The organism is Pseudomonas sp. S2_A10 (genome assembly GCF_054668465.1).
On record NZ_CP162773.1, the window covers coordinates 3,945,431 to 3,965,792 of the forward strand.

The following is a 20,362-nucleotide window of genomic DNA, read 5'->3' on the forward strand; positions in this document are numbered from 1 at the left end:
TGTTCGTGCGGGCGTCTTCGCGAGCAGGCTCGCTCCCACATTGGATTTGCAGCGTACTCAAGACCTGTGGGAGCGAGCCTGCTCGCGAAGGCCGCGCCACACATTTAATGGCCCATAAGCCAATGCTGATGCGGGCCGGGAAGGGTCCACAGGCCAAACAGGATCACCAGCAAGCCACCCGCCATGCGCACGCTGCGTTTGCGCAGGATCGCGGTGACCCGCTCAGCCGCCAGCCCGGTGGCGAGCAGCACCGGCCAGGTGCCGAGGCCGAAAGCGAGCATCAGCAACGCACTGTCCAGCGCATTGCCCTGACTCGCGCTCCACAGCAAGGTGCTGTAAACCAGCCCGCACGGCAGCCACCCCCACAGCGCACCGAGCAGCAAGGCACGCGGCAGGCTGGAAACCGGCAGCAAACGATTCGCCACGGGTTGAATAAAACGCCACAAGCCACGCCCGAGCGCTTCGATACGCGTCAACCCGCTCCACCAGCCGGCGAGGTACAAACCCATGGCGATCAGCAGCAAACCGGCCAGCACGCGCATGAACAGCGCCGCCGGGCTGTTGGCGACGGCCCAGCCGGCCAGACCGATGAGCAGTCCCGCCGTGGCATAACTGAGAATCCGCCCGAGGTTGTACGCCAGTAACAGGCGAAAGCGCCGGCTGCGCTGCTCCTTGGGGATCGCCAGGGTCAGCGCGCCCATCAGACCGCCGCACATACCCAGACAGTGGCCGCCACCGAGCAGGCCGAGGATCAGCGCCGAGACCAGCAGCGGCGCCAGTTCAAGCATGGGGTGGCGCCTTGTCGTCCGGTTTGCCGGCGTTGGCTTCGTCCACCGCAGCGGTGTGGTTGGGGTCCTGATCGTCAAAAAGGATGCTGTGTGCCGGGCCGTCGAGGTCGTCGTACTGACCGCTATCCACCGCCCAGAAGAAGATGTACACGGCGATGGCGACGATGAGCAAGGCAGCGGGAATCATCACATAGAGAGCTGGCATCGGTAACTCCAGGCCCGCGCGGCTCAGGCCGGGAGCGGGCGGGTTGCTGTTGCGGTGCTGGCGGCCGGTGCGCTCGGCAGACGAGTCAGGCGCAGGGCGTTGAGCACCACGGTCAGCGAACTGATCGACATGCCGACCGCCGCCCACACCGGAGTGATCCAGCCGAGGGCGGCGAACGGCAACATGAGGCCATTGTACAGCGCCGCCCACAGCAGGTTTTCGATGATTACCCGGCGCGTGCGTCGCGCCAGCGTGAAGGCTTGCACCAGAGCGTCAAGGCGATTGGACAGCAACACTGCATCGGCGCTGGTTTTCGCCAGATCGGTGGCCGAGCCCATGGCCACGCTGATATCGGCCGCAGCCAGCACCGGCACGTCGTTGACGCCGTCACCGAGCATCAACACTTTGCGACCTTCGCGATGAAGTTGCTGCAGCACTTGCAGTTTGTCATCGGGGCGCAAGCCGCCACGGGCCTCGTCGATGCCCAGTTCGGCGGCGACACTGGCGACCATCGGCGAACTGTCGCCGGACAACAGCAAGGTGCGCCAGCCCCGCGCTTTGCAGGCCGCGAGCAGGGCGGGGGCGTCGTCACGCAGGCGATCATCGAGCACCAGCCACGCCAGCGGCCCGTGGGTGTCAGCGAGCAGCAGCCATTGCCCGGCCTCATCAGGCATTGACGGCAGTGCCGCGCCGCTCAGGGCACAGGCGAACGGCGCCTGACCGATGCGCAAGCGTTGCTCACCGACCACGCCTTCCAGGCCCAGGCCTGGTGTGCTGTGCACGTCCTCGGCGGCCAGCGGCGCACGCCCGAAAGCGCGGGCGATCGGGTGTTCCGAGCGGTTTTCCAGCGCAGCGGCGAGGCTCAGGCATTGCTCGCTGTCGAGCGCGCCGAGCGGGCGAATCGAGCGCAGCACCAAGCGGCCTTCGGTGAGCGTACCGGTCTTGTCGAAAATCACCGTGTCGATCTGGTTCAAGCCTTCCAGCACATGGCCGCGGGTCAGCAGCAGGCCGAGTTTGTGCAGGGTGCCGGTGGCGGCGGTGAGGGCGGTCGGCGTCGCCAGCGACAGCGCGCACGGGCAGGTCGCTACCAGCATGGCGAGGACGATCCAGAACGCCCGTGAAGAATCCAGTTGCCACCACAGCACGCCGATCACTGCTGCGGCAATCAGCGACAGCAGCAGGAACCATTGCGCGGCGCGGTCGGCGATTTCTGCCAGACGCGGTTTCTCCGCCTGAGCGCGGTCGAGCAGACGCACGATCGCGGAGAGACGCGTGTCCTGTCCCAGCGCCTGCACTTGCACGGTCAATGCGCCTTCGACATTGAGCGTGCCCGCAGTAACAGCATCGCCGAGCGTGCGTGGCTGCGGCAGGTATTCGCCAGTCAGCAGCGATTCGTCGATGCTCGACTGACCGTCGATGATCTTGCCGTCAGCCGGCAGAATCGAGCCCGGTTGCACCAGAATCCGCTCGCCCACACGCAACTCGCTGAGCAGGATGCGTTCGCTCTGGCCATCGCTATCCAGGCGCAGGCACGAGGCCGGTAACAGGTTGACCAGTTGCGCGGTGGCAGCAGCGGTGCGTTCGCGGGCGCGGCGTTCCAGATAGCGTCCGGCGAGCAGAAACAGCGCGAACATGCCGACCGCATCGAAGTACAGCTCGCCGACCCCGGTAATCGATGTCCAGATCCCGGCGATGTAAGCGCTGCCGATCGCCAGTGAAACAGAAACGTCCATGGTCAGGTGGCGCGTACGCAAATCGCGCATCGCGCCTTTGAAGAACGGCGCGCAGCTGTAGAACACGATGGGTGTAGTCAGAAACAGCGCGACCCAGCGCAGGATCGTGTGCAGCTCGGGACTGAGGTCGATGTTGAATTCCGGCCAGGTAGCCATGGTCGCCATCATCGCCTGAAACCACAGCAACCCGGCGACGCCGAGCTGGCGCAGGGCCAGGCGATTCTCGCTGGCCAGCTGTTCGCTGGCGCGGTCGGCCTGGTACGGGTGGGCGGCGTAACCGATGTGGCGCAGCTCGGCGAGGATCTGGCTCAGCGGCAATTGTGCGTCGGCCCAACGCACGTGCAGGCGATGGTTGGACAGGTTCAACCGCGCTTCGGCGACGGCGGGCAGGGTGCGCAGGTGTTTCTCGATCAACCAGCCGCAGGCGGCGCAACTGATGCCTTCCATCAACAGCGTGGTTTCAGCCAGATCGCCTTCGTGGCGCACGAAGGGCTGCTGCACGTCGGCGCGGTCGTACAGCGCCAGTTCATCGCTCAGTTGCACCGGCAGCGCTTCGGGATTGGCCGACGCTTCGCTGCGATGCTGGTAATAGCTTTCCAGACCACCGGCGACGATGGCTTCGGCTACCGCCTGACAGCCCGGGCAGCAGAACTCGCGGGCCTGCCCGAGGACGACGGCGGTGAAGCGGCTGCCGGACGGGACGGGCAGGGCGCAGTGGTAGCAGGGGATTGGGGTGGTCATGGCATTGATGAGGGTGTGAGCCCTTGCATTGGGGGTGTTCGCTTGCCCTCACCCCAGCCCTCTCCCGGAGGGAGAGGGAGCCGATCGATGTGAGCCTGAAGAGCGGCTTCAGTCGCCGACATTGTCACTGTCATACGCCCCGCTTCCAAGCAACCGAGATCAGTCCCCTCTCCCTCCGGGAGAGGGCTAGGGTGAGGGGCTCTTGATTTTGATTCACTTCTTCAGATCTTCGGCACCCTGCAATGGCTCATCACCCAGCAGCAGCTCCTTGTCATGGCTGACCAGCTCTTCTTCAAACATGCGCCACACGTGCTCGTCCTGGCTGCCAAGCAACTCGACAAACCGTCGCCCTTCAACCTTGTCGCTTAGCTGGCCGATGTAGCGCCCGCTCTCGCTGCCACTGCGGGTCAGAACGATCTTGCGATCCTTCTCCGGCTGGGTCGGCGAGATCAGGTTCAGCTCCAGCGTTTGCGGCTGGCTGTCACCGTTCAAGCGCAAGTCGACTTCCCCGGTCACATCATCCAGATGCACCGCTGCACGCAGCTTCAGGGTTTGCGCCAGCAGCTCGCGATCCAGTGAACGGTTGATGCCTTTGCCTGCTTCGTAATAGTTGTCGTTGACCAGATTGTCCGGGTTGTTCACCGCGATGGTCACCATCGACAGGGTCAAGGCCACCGAGCAAGCCAGAATCGCGATGATGATCCACGGCCAGAGGTGCTTGTACCAGGGACTTGCGGCGTTTGCAGCGGGCATGTTCAAAATTCTCTCAACGGATTTGTGGGCCGATGAATCGGCTCTTGGCTTCAACGTGGACGCTTTCGTCATCGGCATCCTTGAGGATGAATTTCACCTCGTTGGTGCTCGATGGCAGTTGTTCCGGTGCGCTCGACAACTCGACCGGCATGCTGACGATATCGCCGGCGGCAACCTTGATCTCGCGCTTGCCTTGCAGGCGCAGGTCCGGCAGACCCTCGGCTTGCAGCAGGTAAGTGTGGTCGCGCTGATCCTTGTTCATGATCTTCAGGCTGTAGACGTTTTCGATCCGGCCTTCAGCGTTTTCGCGGTACAGCACGCGGTCTTTGCTGACGTCGAAACCGACCAGCGAACGCATGAAGAACGCAGCGACCAACAGGCTGATCATCGCCAGCAGCACCACGGCGTAGCCGATCAGGCGCGGTCGCAGTTTATGGGTTTTCTGCCCGGAGAGGTTGTGTTCGGTGGTGTAGCTGATCAGCCCGCGCGGGTAATCCATCTTGTCCATGATGCTGTCGCAAGCGTCGATGCACGCAGCGCAGCCGATGCACTCGATCTGCAGGCCATCGCGGATGTCGATGCCGGTCGGGCAGACCTGCACGCACATCGTGCAGTCGATGCAGTCACCCAGCCCCAGCGCCTTGTAGTCGATGCCTTTCTTGCGCGGCCCACGGCTTTCGCCACGGCGCGGGTCGTAGGAAACGATCAGCGTGTCCTTGTCGAACATCACGCTCTGGAAGCGCGCATACGGGCACATGTAGATGCACACCTGCTCACGCAACCAACCGGCATTGCCGTACGTGGCGAGGGTGAAAAAACCGACCCAGAAATACGACCAGCCATCGGCCTGGCCGGTGAAGAACTCGATAACCAGTTCGCGGATCGGCGAGAAGTAGCCGACAAAGGTCATGCCGGTGACAAAACCGATCAACAGCCACAGCGAATGTTTGGCCAGCTTGCGCAGGAATTTGTTGGCGCTCATCGGCGCCTTGTCGAGCTTGATGCGCTGGTTGCGGTCGCCTTCGGTGACCTTTTCGCACCACATGAAAATCCACGTCCACACGCTCTGCGGGCAGGTATACCCGCACCAGACGCGCCCGGCATAGACAGTGATGAAGAACAGGCCGAACGCGGCAATGATCAACAGGCCCGAGAGCAGGATGAAATCCTGTGGCCAGAAAGTCGCGCCGAAGATGAAGAACTTGCGCTCCGGCAGGTTCCACCACACCGCCTGATGACCGCCCCAGTTCAGCCACACCGTGCCGAAATACAGCAGAAACAACGCCGCACCGCCGAGCATCCGCAGATTGCGGAACAGGCCGGTGAAAGCCCGGGTGTAGATTTTTTCTCGTGAGGCATAAAGATCGACGCTGTTGTTCGCGTTCTTGCTCGGTGGCGTGACGTCGTGTACCGGAATCTGATTGCTCATCATTGCATCCCACGGCAGTGGAAAAATGCCTCGGTCGATACGTGCCAACCGAGGTCAAAAAGGCTGTTGCAGTAGCGCGATGATACGCCTGCCGCTCTGGCTCAAGGGTGCGACCTTTGGTCGCGTTGGGTAAAAAATGCGGATGGTGTAGCGATTGCGCAAAAGCCTGACGCAGATCAATTGACTTGTTGAGTATGGACGGTTTTGCCGAAGTGGCTAGTTCATCCTTTCAATTGCTTGTTCACTCACTGCCGTTGATTTCGCAAGTTGAATAACACCCGTGATTGTTTTCATTCTGGCGACAAGTCAGGCCGGACGCTACGGGTTTCTATTAATTGGTATGTTGTAAGTTGGTGGGTCTGAAATATATTCACTCGATTGTTGTTGGTGAAGGCTTTGAAGTTTTCGCTGTATTCGAATAAGTTCTGTTCGCGCGAAACTTCTTTTGCGTACCGAAAATTAATTGAAATGGAATTTCAAGCATGGCTTTGAATAAATTCATGAGCACCTTTATGGGTGCTTGTCTGGTAGCTTCGGCTATTACCGCTCAGGCTACAACTGGCATGCCGAAACATATGGTCTTTGCTTCGGATACTCAATATCCGTGGACAGACAAGACTGATATCCGCGAGCCCGAATCGGATTCAGAATTCACGGCGCGCTCGAAATGGCTGATTGAAACACAACTTGCAAGCATTGCCGAATTCAGAAATCTACACGGCTCCCAAGCGCAGGTTCCTTTGATGATCAATGGCGATATAACCGCTTTTGGTCATGGCTGGCAGCGCTCGTTCATGAAGGATTCGCTGAACAGGCACTTCAAGGGTGAATATCTTTACGGCTTGGGCAATCACGACTATGAAAACAATGTTGATGATTGCTTTACCAATAACTGTGCTGCAGGAGGTATTGTCGAGTTCAAAGAACATCATGAAGGTAAAGTCGATAACTTTGATCTGAAAATCACTGACGGTTTTCTGAGCAGGACGTATGCCGGTAGTCTCGCCTATTCGAAAAATATCGGCGAAGTGCATATGGTTCAGCTTAATAACGAGCCGACCTACACCACCCGGATTGCTCATCCGTTGAACCCGACAACGTTCGAAATCAACGACGCACTGGACTGGCTCGAGACCGATCTGCGACTGGCGCGAGCGTCGGGCTACGCCATCATTATCAATATGCATAAACCCTTGCGGCACCAGGGCAGCCCCGAGCAGAAGAAGCGTTTCCATGACATGGTCAACAAGTACCAGGTGACGGCCATTTTCGCCGGCCACCTGCATACCGAGGGAGGAAGTTCCTACTGGGAGGGCAGCGTCCCCATGTATCTCAGCGGAAGCACCTCTCAGCAAACCTACCTGACTGCGAATTTCACCGAGGATCGCAAGCATTTGCAGATCTATCTGGTGAAGAACAACCAGTGGCGTGAGCGGACGCTGATCGATACCACGGTTGTGCATTCAATCTTTGCCCAACGCCCATGAAAAAAGCCCCGCCGGTGATAGGGCGGGGTGTTCAGCAGTCAGTTATTCGCAGCGATCCATGGGTTGATCAGATTGACGCCGCTGAGTTGAAAGTCCGCAATGTTGCGAGTTACCAGCGTAAGCCCGTGCACAAGCGCGGTGGCGGCGATCAAGGCGTCGCATTCACTGCTGCGGTCGGGAACATGCAATCGTGCGCACCGGGTGGCGACGCTGGTATCGACAGGCAGGATTCTTCCAGAGAACGCCGGTTTGACGTGATGTTCCAGCCAGTTGCGCAGCAGCTGGCCTTGTGAAGGGTCACGACGTTCGATACGCAGGACGCCCGTTTCCAGTTCCAGCACAGTGATTGCGGATAGATACAGGCTGGCTGGGGAAACGCTGTTTGCCCATTTCACCACATGCCTGTCGGCTTGTTTTTTCCGCAGCTCGGAAACTACATTGGTATCCAGTAGGAACATCAGGAAAGGTCCACGCTGCGAGGAGTGATTACAGCGCGCTCGGGTTCGAATTCGATTTCAAGCGCATTCGGCATCGCCAGCAGCTCAACGATGCTGGTCTCGCAACCGGTCAGTTTCTGGTACTCCTCAATGCTGAGCAATACGTGGGCAGGCCTGCCTCGGTCAGTAATGATTACTGGACCTTGACGCGTGGCTTTTTTGGCTGCACTGGTGTCCTGATTGAACTCGCGGCTGGAAATGGTGGTGATGGCCATCATGTTTGGCCTCCAGAAATTCTGATGTAGGAACGTTACTATTTTGAGGTTTTCACCGCAATCGAAAAGGCAGGTCGGGGACGATCGGTTTGTCAATTTCATAAGGGCACCGGCGAAGGCGCCTCCCGCCAAGGCGTGAGGCACTGGATACAGGGCGTAAATTCGGTGTTTTTGCTGCCCTTGTCAGAGCAATCTACCGCCGCCGAGGCCGTCGAGTCCGCCACCGTCGCCGGGGCTGTTCATGGTTTGCTGCGATACCTCGAGTAACGGTTTCACAGATGTTCGTTCGAACCCTGCCCTATGGGTAGAGCCGGGTTGAGGCTGATTTTGCAGTGCGCTTTGGTGATCTTTCGACATTGGGCTTCATCCTTGAAGTGGACCCGATATGGATTATCGGGGCGAAAAAAACCTACCGTGCATCGCAGCTCAGGTCCATTGAGCAAGCGTTTCGAATCATGAATGCCAGCATGAAAAAAGGCCCCGCCAATTCCCATTGGCGGGGCCTTTTTTGCTTCAAGCGTTGGCCTTACTCAGCCTTCGCCTCCGGTGCTTTTTCACCGTGAGACAGGCTGTAAACATACGCCGCCAGCAGGTGCACCTTGTCATTGCCCTGCAGTTGTTCCTGCGCAGGCATCTGGCCCTGACGACCGTAACGGATGGTCTGCTGCAGTTGCGCGAAGCTCGAGCCGTAGATGAATGCGCCCGGATGGGTCAGGTCGGGCGCACCCATGGCCGGCGTGCCTTTGCCGGCAGGGCCGTGGCAAGCCACGCAGTTGGCGGCGAAGAGTTTCTGGCCGTTGGCCGGGTCGGCCTTGGTGCCTTCCGGCAATTTACGGCCGTCGAGATTGGTCACCACGTAAGCAGCCACATCGGCCACGCCTTGCTCACCGATCACTTCCGCCCACGCCGGCATCACCGCGTGGCGGCCGCCCATGATGGTGGTCTTGATGGTTTCCGGCTCACCGCCCCAGCGCCAGTCGGCGTCGGTCAGGTTGGGGAAGCCATAGGCGCCCTTGGCGTCGGAACCGTGGCACACCGAGCAGTTGGACGCGAACAGACGGCCGCCCATCTTCAGTGCTTGCGGATCCTTGGCGACTTCCTCGATCGGCATCGCCGCGAACTTGGCGAAAATCGGACCGAAGCGCGCGTCCGAACGGGCCATTTCCTTTTCCCACTCGTGGACGCCGGTCCAGCCAGTCTGGCCGTTGGCGAACGCGGTCTGTTTCTCGGTATCCAGATAGTTGTAGCCCGGCAGCAGACCTTTCCAGTTGCCCAGACCCGGGTACAGCACCAGGTAGCCCAGAGCGAACACGATAGTGCCGACGAACAGCATGAACCACCATTTCGGCAGCGGGTTGTCGTACTCCTCGATCCCGTCGAAGGAGTGGCCGACCGTCTCGTCCGTCTGTTCGCTGCGTTGGCCCTTGCGGGTCGACAGCAGCAGCCAGGTCAGGGCGAAGATCGTACCGAGACTGAGGACTGTGACGTACAGACTCCAGAATGTAGTCATTCTTTGTTACTCCTAGAAGCTTGCTCGACGTGCTTGATGGCTTCGGGATCATCCGCAAAAGGCAGCATGGTCGCGTCGTCAAACTCCGACTTGCGCTTGGGGCTGAACACCCACAAGGCCAGACCGATGAAGGCCACCATCACGACCACGGTGCCCAGGCCTCGAATCATCCCGATATCCATCAGATTCACCGTTTGCTTTTGATGATGGTGCCCAGGCCTTGCAGATAGGCCACCAGCGCGTCCATTTCGGTTTTGCCCTTCACGGCATCCTGTGCACCGGCGATGTCTTCGTCGGTGTACGGCACGCCGAGGGTGCGCAAGACTTCCATTTTTTTCGCGGTTTCCTTGCCGTCGAGCTTGTTTTCCACGAGGAACGGGTAAGCCGGCATTTTCGACTCGGGGACCACGTTGCGCGGGTTGTACAAGTGCGCACGCTGCCAGTCATCGGAGTAACGACCGCCCACACGGGCCAGATCCGGGCCGGTACGTTTGGAGCCCCACAGGAACGGGTGGTCCCAGACGCTTTCACCGGCGACCGAATAGTGGCCATAGCGTTCAGTTTCAGCGCGGAACGGGCGGATCATCTGCGAGTGGCAGCCGACACAACCGTTGGCGATGTAGACGTCGCGGCCTTCCAGTTCCAGCGCCGAACGTGGCTTCATGCCCTCGACCGGCTTGTTGGTGACGTCCTGGAAGAACAGCGGAACAATTTGGGTCAGGCCACCGACGCTGACGGCGATGACCATGAAGAAGGCCAGCAGGCCAATATTCTTCTCGACAGCTTCATGCTTCATCAGTGAGCTCCAACGACGGCAATCTTGGCGGCGGCTTCGGCTTCAACCGGATCCGACGCACGGACAGTGCGGTACACGTTGTAAGCCATCAGCAGCATGCCGCTGGCAAAGAAAGCACCGCCCAGCGCGCGGACGATGAAGCCCGGGTGGCTGGCCTGCAGCGCTTCGACGAACGAGTAGGTGAGGGTGCCGTCATCGTTGATTGCACGCCACATCAGGCCTTGGGTGATGCCGTTGACCCACATCGACGCGATGTAGAGCACGGTGCCGATAGTGGCAAGCCAGAAGTGCGCATTGATCAGCCCGGTGCTGTGCATCTGCGCGCGGCCGAACAGTTTCGGGATCATGTGGTAGATCGCGCCGATCGAGATCATCGCTACCCAACCGAGGGCGCCGGCGTGTACGTGGCCGATGGTCCAGTCGGTGTAGTGCGAGAGCGAGTTGACGGTCTTGATCGCCATCATCGGCCCTTCGAAGGTCGACATGCCGTAGAACGCCAGCGACACCACGAGGAAGCGCAGGATCGGGTCGGTGCGCAACTTATGCCAGGCGCCCGACAGGGTCATCATGCCGTTGATCATGCCGCCCCAGCTTGGCGCCAGCAGAATTATCGACATCGCCATGCCCAGCGATTGTGCCCAGTCCGGCAGGGCGGTGTAGTGCAGGTGGTGCGGGCCGGCCCAGATGTACAGGGTGATCAGCGCCCAGAAGTGCACGATCGACAGACGATAGGAATAGATCGGGCGTTCGGCCTGTTTCGGCACGAAGTAGTACATCATCCCGAGGAAACCGGTGGTCAGGAAGAAGCCCACCGCGTTGTGGCCATACCACCACTGGATCATCGCGTCAGTGGCACCGGAGTAAGCCGAATACGACTTGAACAGGCTGACCGGCAGCGACATGTGGTTGACGATGTGCAGCATCGCGGTGACAACGATGAACGCGCCGTAGAACCAGTTGCCGACGTAGATGTGCTTGGTTTTGCGCTTGGTGATGGTGCCGAAGAACACCAGACCGTAAGTGACCCAGACAATTGCCAGCAGAATCGCGATCGGCCATTCCAGCTCGGCGTATTCCTTGGTGGTGGTGTAACCCAGCGGCAAGGTAATGATTGCGCCGACGATCACCGCTTGCCAGCCCCAGAAGGTGAAGGCAGCGAGGCTGTCGGAAATCAGTCGCGTCTGGCAGGTTCGCTGCACGACATAGTAGGAAGTGGCAAACAGTGCACAACCGCCGAAGGCGAAAATCACCAGGTTTGTGTGCAACGGGCGCAAGCGTCCAAAGCTCGTCCACGGCAGACCGAAGTTCAGTTCCGGCCAGACCAGTTGCGAGGCGATGAAGACACCGAGCCCCATGCCAAGGATCCCCCAGACCACCGTCATGATGGCGAACTGGCGGACTACCTTATAGTTATAAGCAGTCGGACTGATTGCTGTGCTCATTCTAAGGTTCCACGGTTTGGGTATTTTTATAGGGATAAAATCGGCCGCAAGTATGTATAAAGCAGGGGGTCATTGCAACGCGCCATGACCTGGGTCAATGCTTTCCAACGCTGATTCTGCGGCCTTTCCATGCGCCGCGTAGGGTCAAAAATGGCCTCTGACAAAATGTCGCAGTGCGCGTAAAAAGCTCGCAATCCTGATCGCCGTCAACGGTGCCCGTTCACAGGTCGTGATCGGGAAATTGCGGGCAATCGGCGCAACAGCCGTTATCTACCTGCGTTTGCGGCGAATCCATCAACCGGTTCACGGCGCGCATCGTTCGGGATTGATCTGGAAACCGACTTCAGCCGGTCCGCTTCGATGAAGCGTAGACCCGAATCCGGGGTTCCGAAAGGAGAGGATCCAAGGGGTGCGACAATGCGTCGCAAAGGGACGGGAAACTGCCGCAGCGAGAAAGCTGCGGCAGTGGTGTACGCAATTGCTATTTCTTGTTGTCTTCAGTTATCAGTTTTTCTGTGTTCAATCCGTGGCTCAGGCTGTACACATAAGCGGCGAGCAATTGCACTTTATCGTTGCCCAGCAATTCGTTCTGCGCTGGCATATGCCCCTGACGACCATGGCGGATGGTCTGTTCCAGTTGGGTCAGGCTGGTGCCATAAATGAAGCCGGCCGGGTGGGTAAGATTCGGTGCGCCCATGGCAGGGGTGCCTTGGCCAGTTGCGCCGTGGCAAGCCACGCACGTGGTGCTGAACGCCTGCTGTCCGGCTTGCAGGTCTGCTTTGCTGTCGGCGGGTAGCGGCAGGCCGGCCAGTTCGTGGCGCACGTAGGCGGCAACGTTTTTTACCCCGGACTCACCGAGCACTTCGCCCCAGGCCGGCATGGCCGCCATGCGGCCGCCCATGATGGTGGTCTTGATCGTCTCGGCATCGCCGCCCCAGCGCCAGTCGCTGTCGGCGAGGTTAGGGAAGCCGAACGCACCCTTGGCATCCGAGCCGTGGCACACCGAGCAATTGGAGGCGAACAGACGACCGCCCATTTTCAGCGCCTGCGGATCCTTGGCCACTTCTTCCAGCGGCATCGCGGCGAATTTGGCGAAGATCGGCCCGAACCGGGCGTCCGCCTTGTTCATTTCCTTTTCCCATTCGTGCACGCCGGTCCAGCCATCCTCATAGCCGGGCAGGATGCCTTTCCAGTTGCCCAGGCCCGGATAGAGAATCAGATAACCCACCGAGAACACCAACGTGCCGGCGAACAGCATGAACCACCACTGCGGCAGCGGGTTGTCGTACTCCTCGATGCCGTCGAAGCTGTGGCCCATGGTCTGGTCGACACTGCCCTTGGTCTCGCCCCGGCGGGTGCCGATCAGCAGCCAGGTCAGGCCGATCAGGCTGCCAATGGTCAGTACGCAGATCCACGTACTCCAGAAGGTGGTCATGGCCGGGTACTCCTTGTTTCAGGGGCTGAAATTGTTTCGGGTAGTGGCTCGTCGGCGAACGGCAGCAGGCGTGCTTCGGCGAATTCCGGGGTGCGCTTGCGGTTGAACACCCACAAGGTCAGGCCGACGAACGCGACGAACACCACGACCGTGCCGAGACCGCGAATCAGGCCTGCACTCATTTCAATGACCATGACTCACCTCTTGCTCTTGATTGCAGTGCCGAGCACTTGCAGGTAGGAAACGAGGGCGTCCATTTCAGTCTTGCCCTTGAGGCTGGCGACCGCGCCGCTGATGTCGTCATCGGTATACGGCACGCCGAGGGTACGCATGGTTTTCAGCTTGGTTTCGGTGTGGCTGCTGTCGACCGCTTGGGTGACCAGCCACGGGTAGGCTGGCATCTTCGACTCCGGCACGACGTTACGCGGGTTGTACAAGTGCGCGCGGTGCCAGTCATCCGAGTAACGCGCGCCGACCCGGGCGAGGTCCGGCCCGGTACGTTTCGAACCCCACAGGAACGGGTGATCCCAGACGCTTTCACCGGCCACCGAGTAGTGCCCGTAGCGTTCGGTTTCGGCGCGGAACGGACGGATCATCTGCGAGTGGCAACCGACGCAGCCTTCGCGGATGTAGATGTCGCGACCTTCCAGTTGCAGCGCGGTATAGGGCTTCATGCCCTCCACCGGTTTGTTGGTGACGTCCTGGAAGAACAGCGGGACGATCTGGGTCAGGCCGCCAATGCTCACGGCGAACACCATCAGCAGCATCAGCAGGCCGACGTTCTTTTCAATCGTTTCGTGTTTCATGGCGGACTCCTCAGGCCATCTGCGCGGCAGCGACGACGTCGGCAGGCTGCGAGGCCCGCACGGTGCGCCAGGTGTTGTAAGCCATCAGCAACATGCCGCTTAAGAAAATCGCCCCGCCGATCAGCCGCACGACAAAGCCCGGATGGCTGGCCACCAGGGTTTCGACGAAGGAATACGTCAGCGTGCCGTCCTCGTTGACTGCGCGCCACATCAGGCCCTGGGCGATGCCGTTGACCCACATCGAGGCGATGTAGAGCACGGTGCCGATGGTCGCCAGCCAGAAATGCGCGTTGATCAGTCCGACGCTGTGCATCTGCGCTTTGCCGAAGATTTTCGGGATCATGTGGTACAGCGCGCCGATCGAGATCATCGCTACCCAGCCGAGGGCGCCGGCGTGTACGTGGCCGATGGTCCAGTCGGTGTAGTGGGAGAGGGCGTTGACAGTCTTGATGGCCATCATCGGACCTTCGAAGGTCGACATGCCGTAGAACGCCAGCGACACCACGAGGAAGCGCAGGATCGGGTCGCTGCGCAACTTATGCCAGGCGCCGGAGAGGGTCATCATGCCGTTGATCATGCCGCCCCAGCTCGGTGCCAGCAGGATCAGCGACATCACCATGCCCAGTGACTGTGCCCAGTCCGGCAGCGCGGTGTAGTGCAAGTGGTGCGGGCCGGCCCAGATGTACAGGGTGATCAAGGCCCAGAAGTGTACGATCGACAGGCGATACGAATACACCGGACGTTCGGCCTGTTTCGGCACGAAGTAATACATCATCCCGAGGAAACCGGCGGTGAGGAAAAATCCCACAGCGTTGTGGCCGTACCACCACTGCACCATCGCGTCGGTTGCACCGGCGTACACCGAGTAGGACTTGGTGAAACTCACCGGCAACTCAAGGTTGTTGACGATGTGGAGGATCGCCACGGTGATGATGAACGCGCCGAAGAACCAGTTGCCCACATAAATGTGTTTGGTTTTGCGCTGCATGATCGTGCCGAAGAACACGATCGCGTAGGCGACCCAGACGATGGTGATCAGGATGTCGATCGGCCATTCCAGTTCGGCGTATTCCTTGGAGCTGGTGTAACCCAGCGGCAGGCTGATCGCCGCCAGCAGGATCACCAGTTGCCAGCCCCAGAAGCAGAACGCGGCGATTTGCGGCGCAAACAATTGCGTCTGGCAGGTGCGTTGCACCGAATAGAAAGAGCTGGCGAACAGCGCGCAGCCACCGAAGGCGAAGATCACCGCGTTGGTGTGCAGCGGGCGCAGACGGCCGAAACTGGTCCAGGGCAAATTGAAGTTGAGTTCCGGCCAGACCAATTGCGCCGCGAGAAAAACCCCGAGGCCCATGCCGACGATGCCCCACACCACCGTCATAATGGCGAATTGGCGGACCACCTTGTAGTTGTAGGCGGTACTGATAGAAGTGTTCATGGTTCCCCATCCACGGTTCAGCCGAAGTGAGCGCGCGCAAACGACGCGAATCCTTCGCCTGGAGTTATAGGCAGACTAAAAGCGAGGCAAGCATGGACAAACAGCACAAGGCCAGTATTGACGGGGATCAATGGGCGCAGTGTGTGCTCGATCATGGATGGTTGTGGGATGCCGCTGTTGGTGAGGCTTCAGCAACGCTGATTCTGGCCCACGGGGCGGGGGCGCCGATGGATAGCGAGTGGATGAACGACATGGCTGGGCGCCTTGCCGGGCTTGGGGTCAACGTGTTGCGGTTTGAGTTTCCCTATATGGCGCAGCGGCGGGTGGATGGGGTGAAGCGGCCGCCGAATCCTGCTGGCAAGTTGCAGGAATGTTGGCGGGAGGTGTTTGCGCTTGTGCGGCGTCATGTCGCTGGGCCGTTGGCGATTGGCGGCAAGTCCATGGGTGGGCGGATGGCGAGTCTGGTGGCGGATGAGTTGGGGGTGGATGCGTTGGTGTGTCTGGGGTATCCGTTCTATGCGGTGGGGAAGCCGGAGAAGCCTCGGGTTGAGCATTTGGCTGGTTTGAAGACTCGGACGTTGATTGTGCAGGGGGAGCGGGATGCACTGGGGAATCGCGAGGCGGTTGAGGGGTATTCGTTAGCGCCGGGGATTGCGGTGTTTTGGTTGGTGGCGGGGGATCATGATTTGAAGCCGCTCAAGGCTTCTGGCTTTGCGCATTCCGATCATTTGGCGGGTGCTGCGCAGAAGGTGGCTGAATTTCTCGGTGACTGATTTTGAGCCGGGCCGGGATTTTGCGTTGCATGAAGACCTGCTCCCTTTCCCCCTCGCCCCCTTGGGGGAGAGGGTTGGGGTGAGGGGGCTAGCTTTTGATCTTGCTCTTGGGGGCATATCCGTTGCTTCGGGAGCTGCGGCTGGCGGTTTCGCCTGACGGCGACTTACTTTTTTACAAGCGCCAAAAAAAGTAAGCAAAAAACGCTAGCTCCTGCGTTCGGCCCTCGCAGGCTCGGGTCCCTTCGCTCCGGGATCGATCCGGGCGCAGCGGCTCCGGTTTGCTTCGCTGCACCTCCTTCCGCTGTGTCTGGCTGCGCCAGACGGTCGCTGCGCTCCCACCCCCGGATCAATCCCTCCACTCAGCCTTCCGACGTCGCCGGTGGATCAAGATCAAGAGCACTCGAGCTTGCGCTCATCGTTGAGTGGTGCGGCTTCGCCGCGGGCAGCTGCGCTGCCTTGCTTTTCTGTGGGAGCGAGCTTGCTCGCGAAGGCGGCCTGACAGCCGACCTGATTCTTCCTGATGTACACCGCGCTCCTTGTAGAAGTGAGCCAGCTCGCGATGGCGGTCTCCCAGTCGACCAATCTCTACCGTTTGGACCAAATCTCTGTGGGAGCTGGCTTGCCAGCGATGGCGGCCTCCAAGCCGACCAATCCTCACTGACGTACCCGATCCAAATATGGGAGCGAGCCTGCTCGCGAAGGCGGCCTGACAGCCGACCTGATTCTTCCTGATGTACACCGCGCTCCTTGTAGAAGTGAGCCTGCTCGCGATGGCGGTCTCCCAGTCGACCAATCTCTACCGTTTGGACCAAATCCCTGTGGGAGCTGGCTTGCCAGCGATGGCGGCCTCCAAGCCGACCAATCCCCCACTGATGTACCCGATCCAAATGTGGGAGCGAGCCTGCTCGCGAAAGCTCCCTTCCAGACGACATCAAACCACCTGCCTGTCAGAGGCAATCTCTGAACTTAAACATCATCAAATACCAATGTTTAAACTACACGACCCGTTACGCCATCCCGGCTACAACTCCTTGCGCCATTGCCTACGCCTACGCCAGAATCCGCCGGCTTACGCGTCTAGGCGGCGGGCTATATCGTTTGTCTGTCACTGAGAAACAGTGATGGGGTTTGGTAGCCCGCGTCGAAACCGTTGTATAGCGTCACCGTATGCAGTCCCGTTTCGGGGCTCGACTTTTATGGTGGGCATGCGTGGGGCTCCTTTGTGAGCGCCGGGTTTCCTGTTTCGACCGGTCTACCAACCTGCGTATGACCACCACCTTTCGTTTGGTAGCGAGGGTGTTGGCTCCCAATATTCGAAACCGGAGTACGCCCATGTTCAAAGTCACCCCAAACCCGCCACCCCCCCAAGACCGCGCTCTCGATCCGCAAAAAATCCAGGAAGCCACCGACCGCGCCCTCGATTACTACCTCAAACCCGAAGATCTGGCCGCTCCACCAAGCTCTCCAAAATATCGCCCGATCTATGTCGTGGACCCCACGCTGGATGACGAAACCCTGTTGATCGAAGCCTGCGAGTCGCTTTCATACGCGCATGCCATGGCCGGTAACATCGCCAACTCGATAGGCGGCCCGGAACGCAAACCACTGCTGGCGCTGCAACAGGTGATCATGCTCAACGAACTGTTGGTCAATCGACTGCTGGACAAGCTGAAGTTGCCTCAATAATTTCATTGGCTGTTATGGCCTCTTCGCGAGCAGGCTCGCTCCCACAGGGGATTGGTGTCTGGCACCTAATCTGTGATCAGCGCAGATCCAGTGTGGGAGTGAGCCTGTTCGCGAAGCGCCATACGGCTGAAAGGGCGGGGATGCAATCTGATCGAAACGTTGTCGCGAAAAATCACAAATCATCCCTAAGCAAGTTGAAAGTACCTATAGGCTGCGTTCGGTATCCATGGCTTTTGAACTTTGCTTCAAATGTACCTTTAGCAATCCCCTTGGTGGGATGGATGTCGATAGTGACCGTGGCTTCATCAGCATCAACATAAGTAAATCCATAAAACCCAGAGGGTCCAGGTGACGAGTGGCCGTGCTGGAATGTCAGCCCGTCTTCTAACGTATAAGTTTTATGGAACGGGGCGTCACTGGTATAGGGGATCGAGAAAGAGTAGAGAAAGATGTTCTTCTCCTCCAGCGTTCCTGTAGATCCTGAGATTGACCAGCTCTTTTCGCCCGTCGGAATAAAATGACGTAGCTCAAAAGAAATTATAGTGGCCGTGGTTTCAGGGTTGGTGCCGAATTGCCAAGTGAAGACATTAGACTGTTTTGCAATGGCACCTGGTTTTGGGATGAGGATGCTATGTTTACTCATTTTTTAGCTCCTTGGTCATATCGTGATAACAATGAAAACCATCTGTTCAACGATTTATAGATATGCCCCTGAAGCTTGAATGTCTACTGTAAGACCTGACAGTAGACATACGCTGTGTTCTGTGGATTTTCGCCAGGATTTCCGAATGTGCAGCGCAAAACTTTCTGATGAAGTTCAATATTAGATGTTTCGGTTTGGCAGGCGGCGCAATGCATGACTGAACTACTCAAGCACAGTCTCAACCTACTCAAATCCTATTGAGTAGTTCATTGACACAACAAAAAACCCGGAAAGCTCACGCCATCCGGGTTTTTTCATTCCAGCCTTCCAATCAGCGGTTAAACCGCGCCACCAACGAATACTGCGTGTTGGCCGTCTTCGTCAGTTCTTCACTGAGCAACGCCGAGTTGTGCGCTTGTTCCGAGGTCTGATCGGCCAGTTCCGAGATATTGCTGATGTTACGGCTGATCTCCTCAGCCACGGCACTTTGCTCTTCGGTCGCGGCGGCGATCTGGGTGGTCATGTCGGTGATATTGGCCACTGCTTCGCTGATGCCGACCAGTGCCTGATCCGCTTCCAGAACCCGGGCCACGCCTTCTTCGGCCTGGCGATGCCCGGCTTCCATGGTTTGCACGGCGCTGGAGGCAGTCTGCTGCAACTTGGCGATCAGGGCGTGAATCTGCCCGGTGGATTCGCTGGTGCGTTGCGCCAGTTGGCGGACTTCGTCAGCCACGACCGCAAAACCACGGCCCATTTCACCGGCACGCGCCGCTTCAATCGCAGCGTTGAGGGCGAGCAGGTTGGTCTGGTCGGCGATGCCTTTGATCACGTCGACCACGCCGCCGATTTCGTCGCTGTCCTTGGCCAGTTGCGTCACGGTCAGGCCGGTTTCGCCGACGACCACCGACAGGCGCTGAATCGCTTCGCGGGTTTCCCCGGCAATGTCGCGGCCACGCCCGGTCAGGCGGTTGGCTTCCTGGGTGGCGTCAGCGGTGCGCTGTACGTGGCTGGCGACTTCCTGGGTGGTGGCGGCCATCTGGTTGACGGCGGTGGCGACCTGTTCGGTTTCCACGCGCTGGCGTTCCAGGCCGGTTGAGCTGTTGTGTGCCAGGGCGTCGGACTGCTTGGCCTGTTCGGTCAAGTGCTCGGCGGTGTCCTGCAGGCGGGTCAGGCAGGTTTTCAGGCGCGCTTCCTGGCTGAGGATCGACATTTCCAGACGTGCCTGCGCGCCACGGCTGTCGGTGTACATCTGCGCGATCAGCGGGTCGGAGGTGGTCTGTTCGGCCAGGCGCAGCAGGCGCTTGAGCCCGCGTTGCTGCCATTGCAGGCCCATCAGGCCCAACGGCACCGAAAGACCGGCGGCGAGGGCGAAGCCCCACTGCGAGTTCAGCGTCGCGCCGATCATGAAGCTCAGCTGGCTGACCAGAATGAACGGCAGCCAGTCCTGCAGGAGCGGCAGCCATTTGTCCGTCGATGGAATCGCCGACTTGCCCTGGTTGATGCGTTGGTAGAGCGCTTCGGCGCGGCGGATCTGTTCGGCGGTGGGCTTGACGCGCACCGACTCGTAACCGATCACCTGGCTGCCATCGAACACCGGTGTGACGTAGGCGTTAACCCAATAGTGGTCACCGGATTTGCAGCGATTCTTAACGATGCCCATCCATGGCAAGCCTTGTTTCAGTGTGCCCCACATGTGCGAGAACACCGCCGACGGCACGTCAGGGTGACGGACCAGATTGTGCGGCGCCCGGATCAGTTCCTCCCGCGAAAACCCGCTGATCTCGACAAAGTCGTCGTTGCAGTAGGTGATCACGCCCTTGGCATCGGTGGTGGAAATCAACCGTTGCTGAGCTGGAAAGGTCCGCTCGCGTTGTGTAATGGGCTGGTTGTTACGCATGGTTTTTCAATCCGCAAGGCTTTGAATGGTTGTCGGCGCCGACAGGTTTTTATTGAAGTTTTTTTTCAGATTTAAGTACGCCGTCGCAAAA

At 59.3% G+C, this 20,362-nt stretch carries 20 protein-coding genes; 3 read left to right on the forward strand and 17 right to left on the reverse strand.

Annotated features, from left to right (window positions below; translation table 11 throughout):
- Positions 1-104: 104 nt before the first annotated feature.
- The 5 genes from AB4N41_RS17790 to ccoG all read right to left on the reverse strand — a co-directional run bounded on the left by AB4N41_RS17790 (position 105) and on the right by ccoG (position 5,649).
- Positions 105-788, reverse strand: a complete 684-nt coding sequence (locus AB4N41_RS17790; protein ID WP_041479091.1) for a sulfite exporter TauE/SafE family protein — start codon at positions 786-788, stop codon at positions 105-107.
- The gene (gene ccoS / locus AB4N41_RS17795; RefSeq protein ID WP_039763029.1) at positions 781-993 is read right to left on the reverse strand and encodes a cbb3-type cytochrome oxidase assembly protein CcoS; all 213 of its coding nucleotides are present in this window, start codon (positions 991-993) and stop codon (positions 781-783) included. Before ccoS ends, AB4N41_RS17790 begins: the two co-directional genes overlap by 8 nt.
- Before the next feature lie 23 nt (positions 994-1,016).
- Positions 1,017-3,467 (reverse strand): heavy metal translocating P-type ATPase, encoded by a 2,451-nt coding sequence (locus AB4N41_RS17800; RefSeq protein ID WP_252877779.1) that lies wholly within the window; start codon positions 3,465-3,467, stop codon positions 1,017-1,019.
- A gap of 213 nt (positions 3,468-3,680) precedes the next feature.
- Positions 3,681-4,220: a FixH family protein gene (locus AB4N41_RS17805; RefSeq protein ID WP_056784237.1), complete on the reverse strand. Its 540-nt coding sequence runs from the start codon at positions 4,218-4,220 to the stop codon at positions 3,681-3,683.
- Positions 4,221-4,233: 13 nt separating this feature from the next.
- Positions 4,234-5,649, reverse strand: coding sequence for a cytochrome c oxidase accessory protein CcoG (gene ccoG / locus AB4N41_RS17810; protein WP_016773872.1), 1,416 nt, complete (start codon positions 5,647-5,649; stop codon positions 4,234-4,236).
- Between the two features lie 482 nt (positions 5,650-6,131).
- On the opposite strand from ccoG, the gene AB4N41_RS17815 reads away from it, so the two are divergent.
- Positions 6,132-7,136 carry a metallophosphoesterase family protein gene (locus AB4N41_RS17815; RefSeq protein ID WP_252877780.1) on the forward strand — a complete coding sequence of 335 codons (1,005 nt, stop codon included), beginning with the start codon at positions 6,132-6,134 and terminating at the stop codon, positions 7,134-7,136.
- Between the two features lie 38 nt (positions 7,137-7,174).
- Here AB4N41_RS17815 and AB4N41_RS17820 read toward each other — a convergent pair whose 3' ends face one another.
- The 10 genes from AB4N41_RS17820 to ccoN (AB4N41_RS17865) all read right to left on the reverse strand — a co-directional run bounded on the left by AB4N41_RS17820 (position 7,175) and on the right by ccoN (AB4N41_RS17865) (position 15,272).
- On the reverse strand, positions 7,175-7,594 hold the full coding sequence (locus tag AB4N41_RS17820; protein ID WP_252877781.1) for a type II toxin-antitoxin system VapC family toxin: 420 nt from the start codon (positions 7,592-7,594) through the stop codon (positions 7,175-7,177).
- On the reverse strand, positions 7,594-7,848 hold the full coding sequence (locus AB4N41_RS17825; RefSeq protein ID WP_056786773.1) for a type II toxin-antitoxin system Phd/YefM family antitoxin: 255 nt from the start codon (positions 7,846-7,848) through the stop codon (positions 7,594-7,596). The genes AB4N41_RS17820 and AB4N41_RS17825 overlap by 1 nt, the downstream gene beginning before the upstream one ends.
- Before the next feature lie 526 nt (positions 7,849-8,374).
- Positions 8,375-9,358, reverse strand: a complete 984-nt coding sequence (gene ccoP, locus AB4N41_RS17830; RefSeq protein ID WP_150635810.1) for a cytochrome-c oxidase, cbb3-type subunit III — start codon at positions 9,356-9,358, stop codon at positions 8,375-8,377.
- Positions 9,355-9,540, reverse strand: a complete 186-nt coding sequence (locus AB4N41_RS17835; protein ID WP_016775513.1) for a CcoQ/FixQ family Cbb3-type cytochrome c oxidase assembly chaperone — start codon at positions 9,538-9,540, stop codon at positions 9,355-9,357. Before AB4N41_RS17835 ends, ccoP (AB4N41_RS17830) begins: the two co-directional genes overlap by 4 nt.
- 5 nt (positions 9,541-9,545) lie before the next feature.
- Positions 9,546-10,154, reverse strand: a complete 609-nt coding sequence (ccoO, locus tag AB4N41_RS17840; protein WP_007917161.1) for a cytochrome-c oxidase, cbb3-type subunit II — start codon at positions 10,152-10,154, stop codon at positions 9,546-9,548.
- Complete coding sequence (gene ccoN, locus AB4N41_RS17845) at positions 10,154-11,596, reverse strand: cytochrome-c oxidase, cbb3-type subunit I (protein WP_024012334.1); 1,443 nt, start codon at positions 11,594-11,596, stop codon at positions 10,154-10,156. The genes ccoO (AB4N41_RS17840) and ccoN (AB4N41_RS17845) overlap by 1 nt, the downstream gene beginning before the upstream one ends.
- A gap of 481 nt (positions 11,597-12,077) precedes the next feature.
- A complete protein-coding gene (ccoP, locus tag AB4N41_RS17850) occupies positions 12,078-13,031 on the reverse strand; it encodes a cytochrome-c oxidase, cbb3-type subunit III (protein WP_095179454.1) in 954 nt (317 codons plus the stop codon).
- A complete protein-coding gene (locus tag AB4N41_RS17855) occupies positions 13,028-13,225 on the reverse strand; it encodes a cbb3-type cytochrome oxidase subunit 3 (protein WP_016773878.1) in 198 nt (65 codons plus the stop codon). The genes ccoP (AB4N41_RS17850) and AB4N41_RS17855 overlap by 4 nt, the downstream gene beginning before the upstream one ends.
- 3 nt (positions 13,226-13,228) lie before the next feature.
- On the reverse strand, positions 13,229-13,837 hold the full coding sequence (gene ccoO / locus AB4N41_RS17860; protein ID WP_003223389.1) for a cytochrome-c oxidase, cbb3-type subunit II: 609 nt from the start codon (positions 13,835-13,837) through the stop codon (positions 13,229-13,231).
- Between the two features lie 10 nt (positions 13,838-13,847).
- Complete coding sequence (gene ccoN, locus AB4N41_RS17865) at positions 13,848-15,272, reverse strand: cytochrome-c oxidase, cbb3-type subunit I (RefSeq protein ID WP_024012337.1); 1,425 nt, start codon at positions 15,270-15,272, stop codon at positions 13,848-13,850.
- 92 nt (positions 15,273-15,364) lie between these two features.
- On the opposite strand from ccoN (AB4N41_RS17865), the gene AB4N41_RS17870 reads away from it, so the two are divergent.
- Positions 15,365-16,045 (forward strand): alpha/beta family hydrolase, encoded by a 681-nt coding sequence (locus tag AB4N41_RS17870; protein WP_252877782.1) that lies wholly within the window; start codon positions 15,365-15,367, stop codon positions 16,043-16,045.
- 1,332 nt (positions 16,046-17,377) lie between these two features.
- Positions 17,378-17,731 carry a DUF6124 family protein gene (locus tag AB4N41_RS17875; RefSeq protein ID WP_252877783.1) on the forward strand — a complete coding sequence of 118 codons (354 nt, stop codon included), beginning with the start codon at positions 17,378-17,380 and terminating at the stop codon, positions 17,729-17,731.
- Between the two features lie 172 nt (positions 17,732-17,903).
- On the opposite strand, the gene AB4N41_RS17880 is transcribed toward AB4N41_RS17875, so the two are convergent.
- Together AB4N41_RS17880 and AB4N41_RS17885 are read right to left on the reverse strand one after the other, a co-directional pair.
- Complete coding sequence (locus AB4N41_RS17880) at positions 17,904-18,374, reverse strand: hypothetical protein (protein WP_052392185.1); 471 nt, start codon at positions 18,372-18,374, stop codon at positions 17,904-17,906.
- A 331-nt stretch (positions 18,375-18,705) separates the two neighbouring features.
- Positions 18,706-20,271, reverse strand: coding sequence for a methyl-accepting chemotaxis protein (locus AB4N41_RS17885; RefSeq protein WP_056784262.1), 1,566 nt, complete (start codon positions 20,269-20,271; stop codon positions 18,706-18,708).
- Between the last annotated feature and the right edge of the window lie 91 nt (positions 20,272-20,362).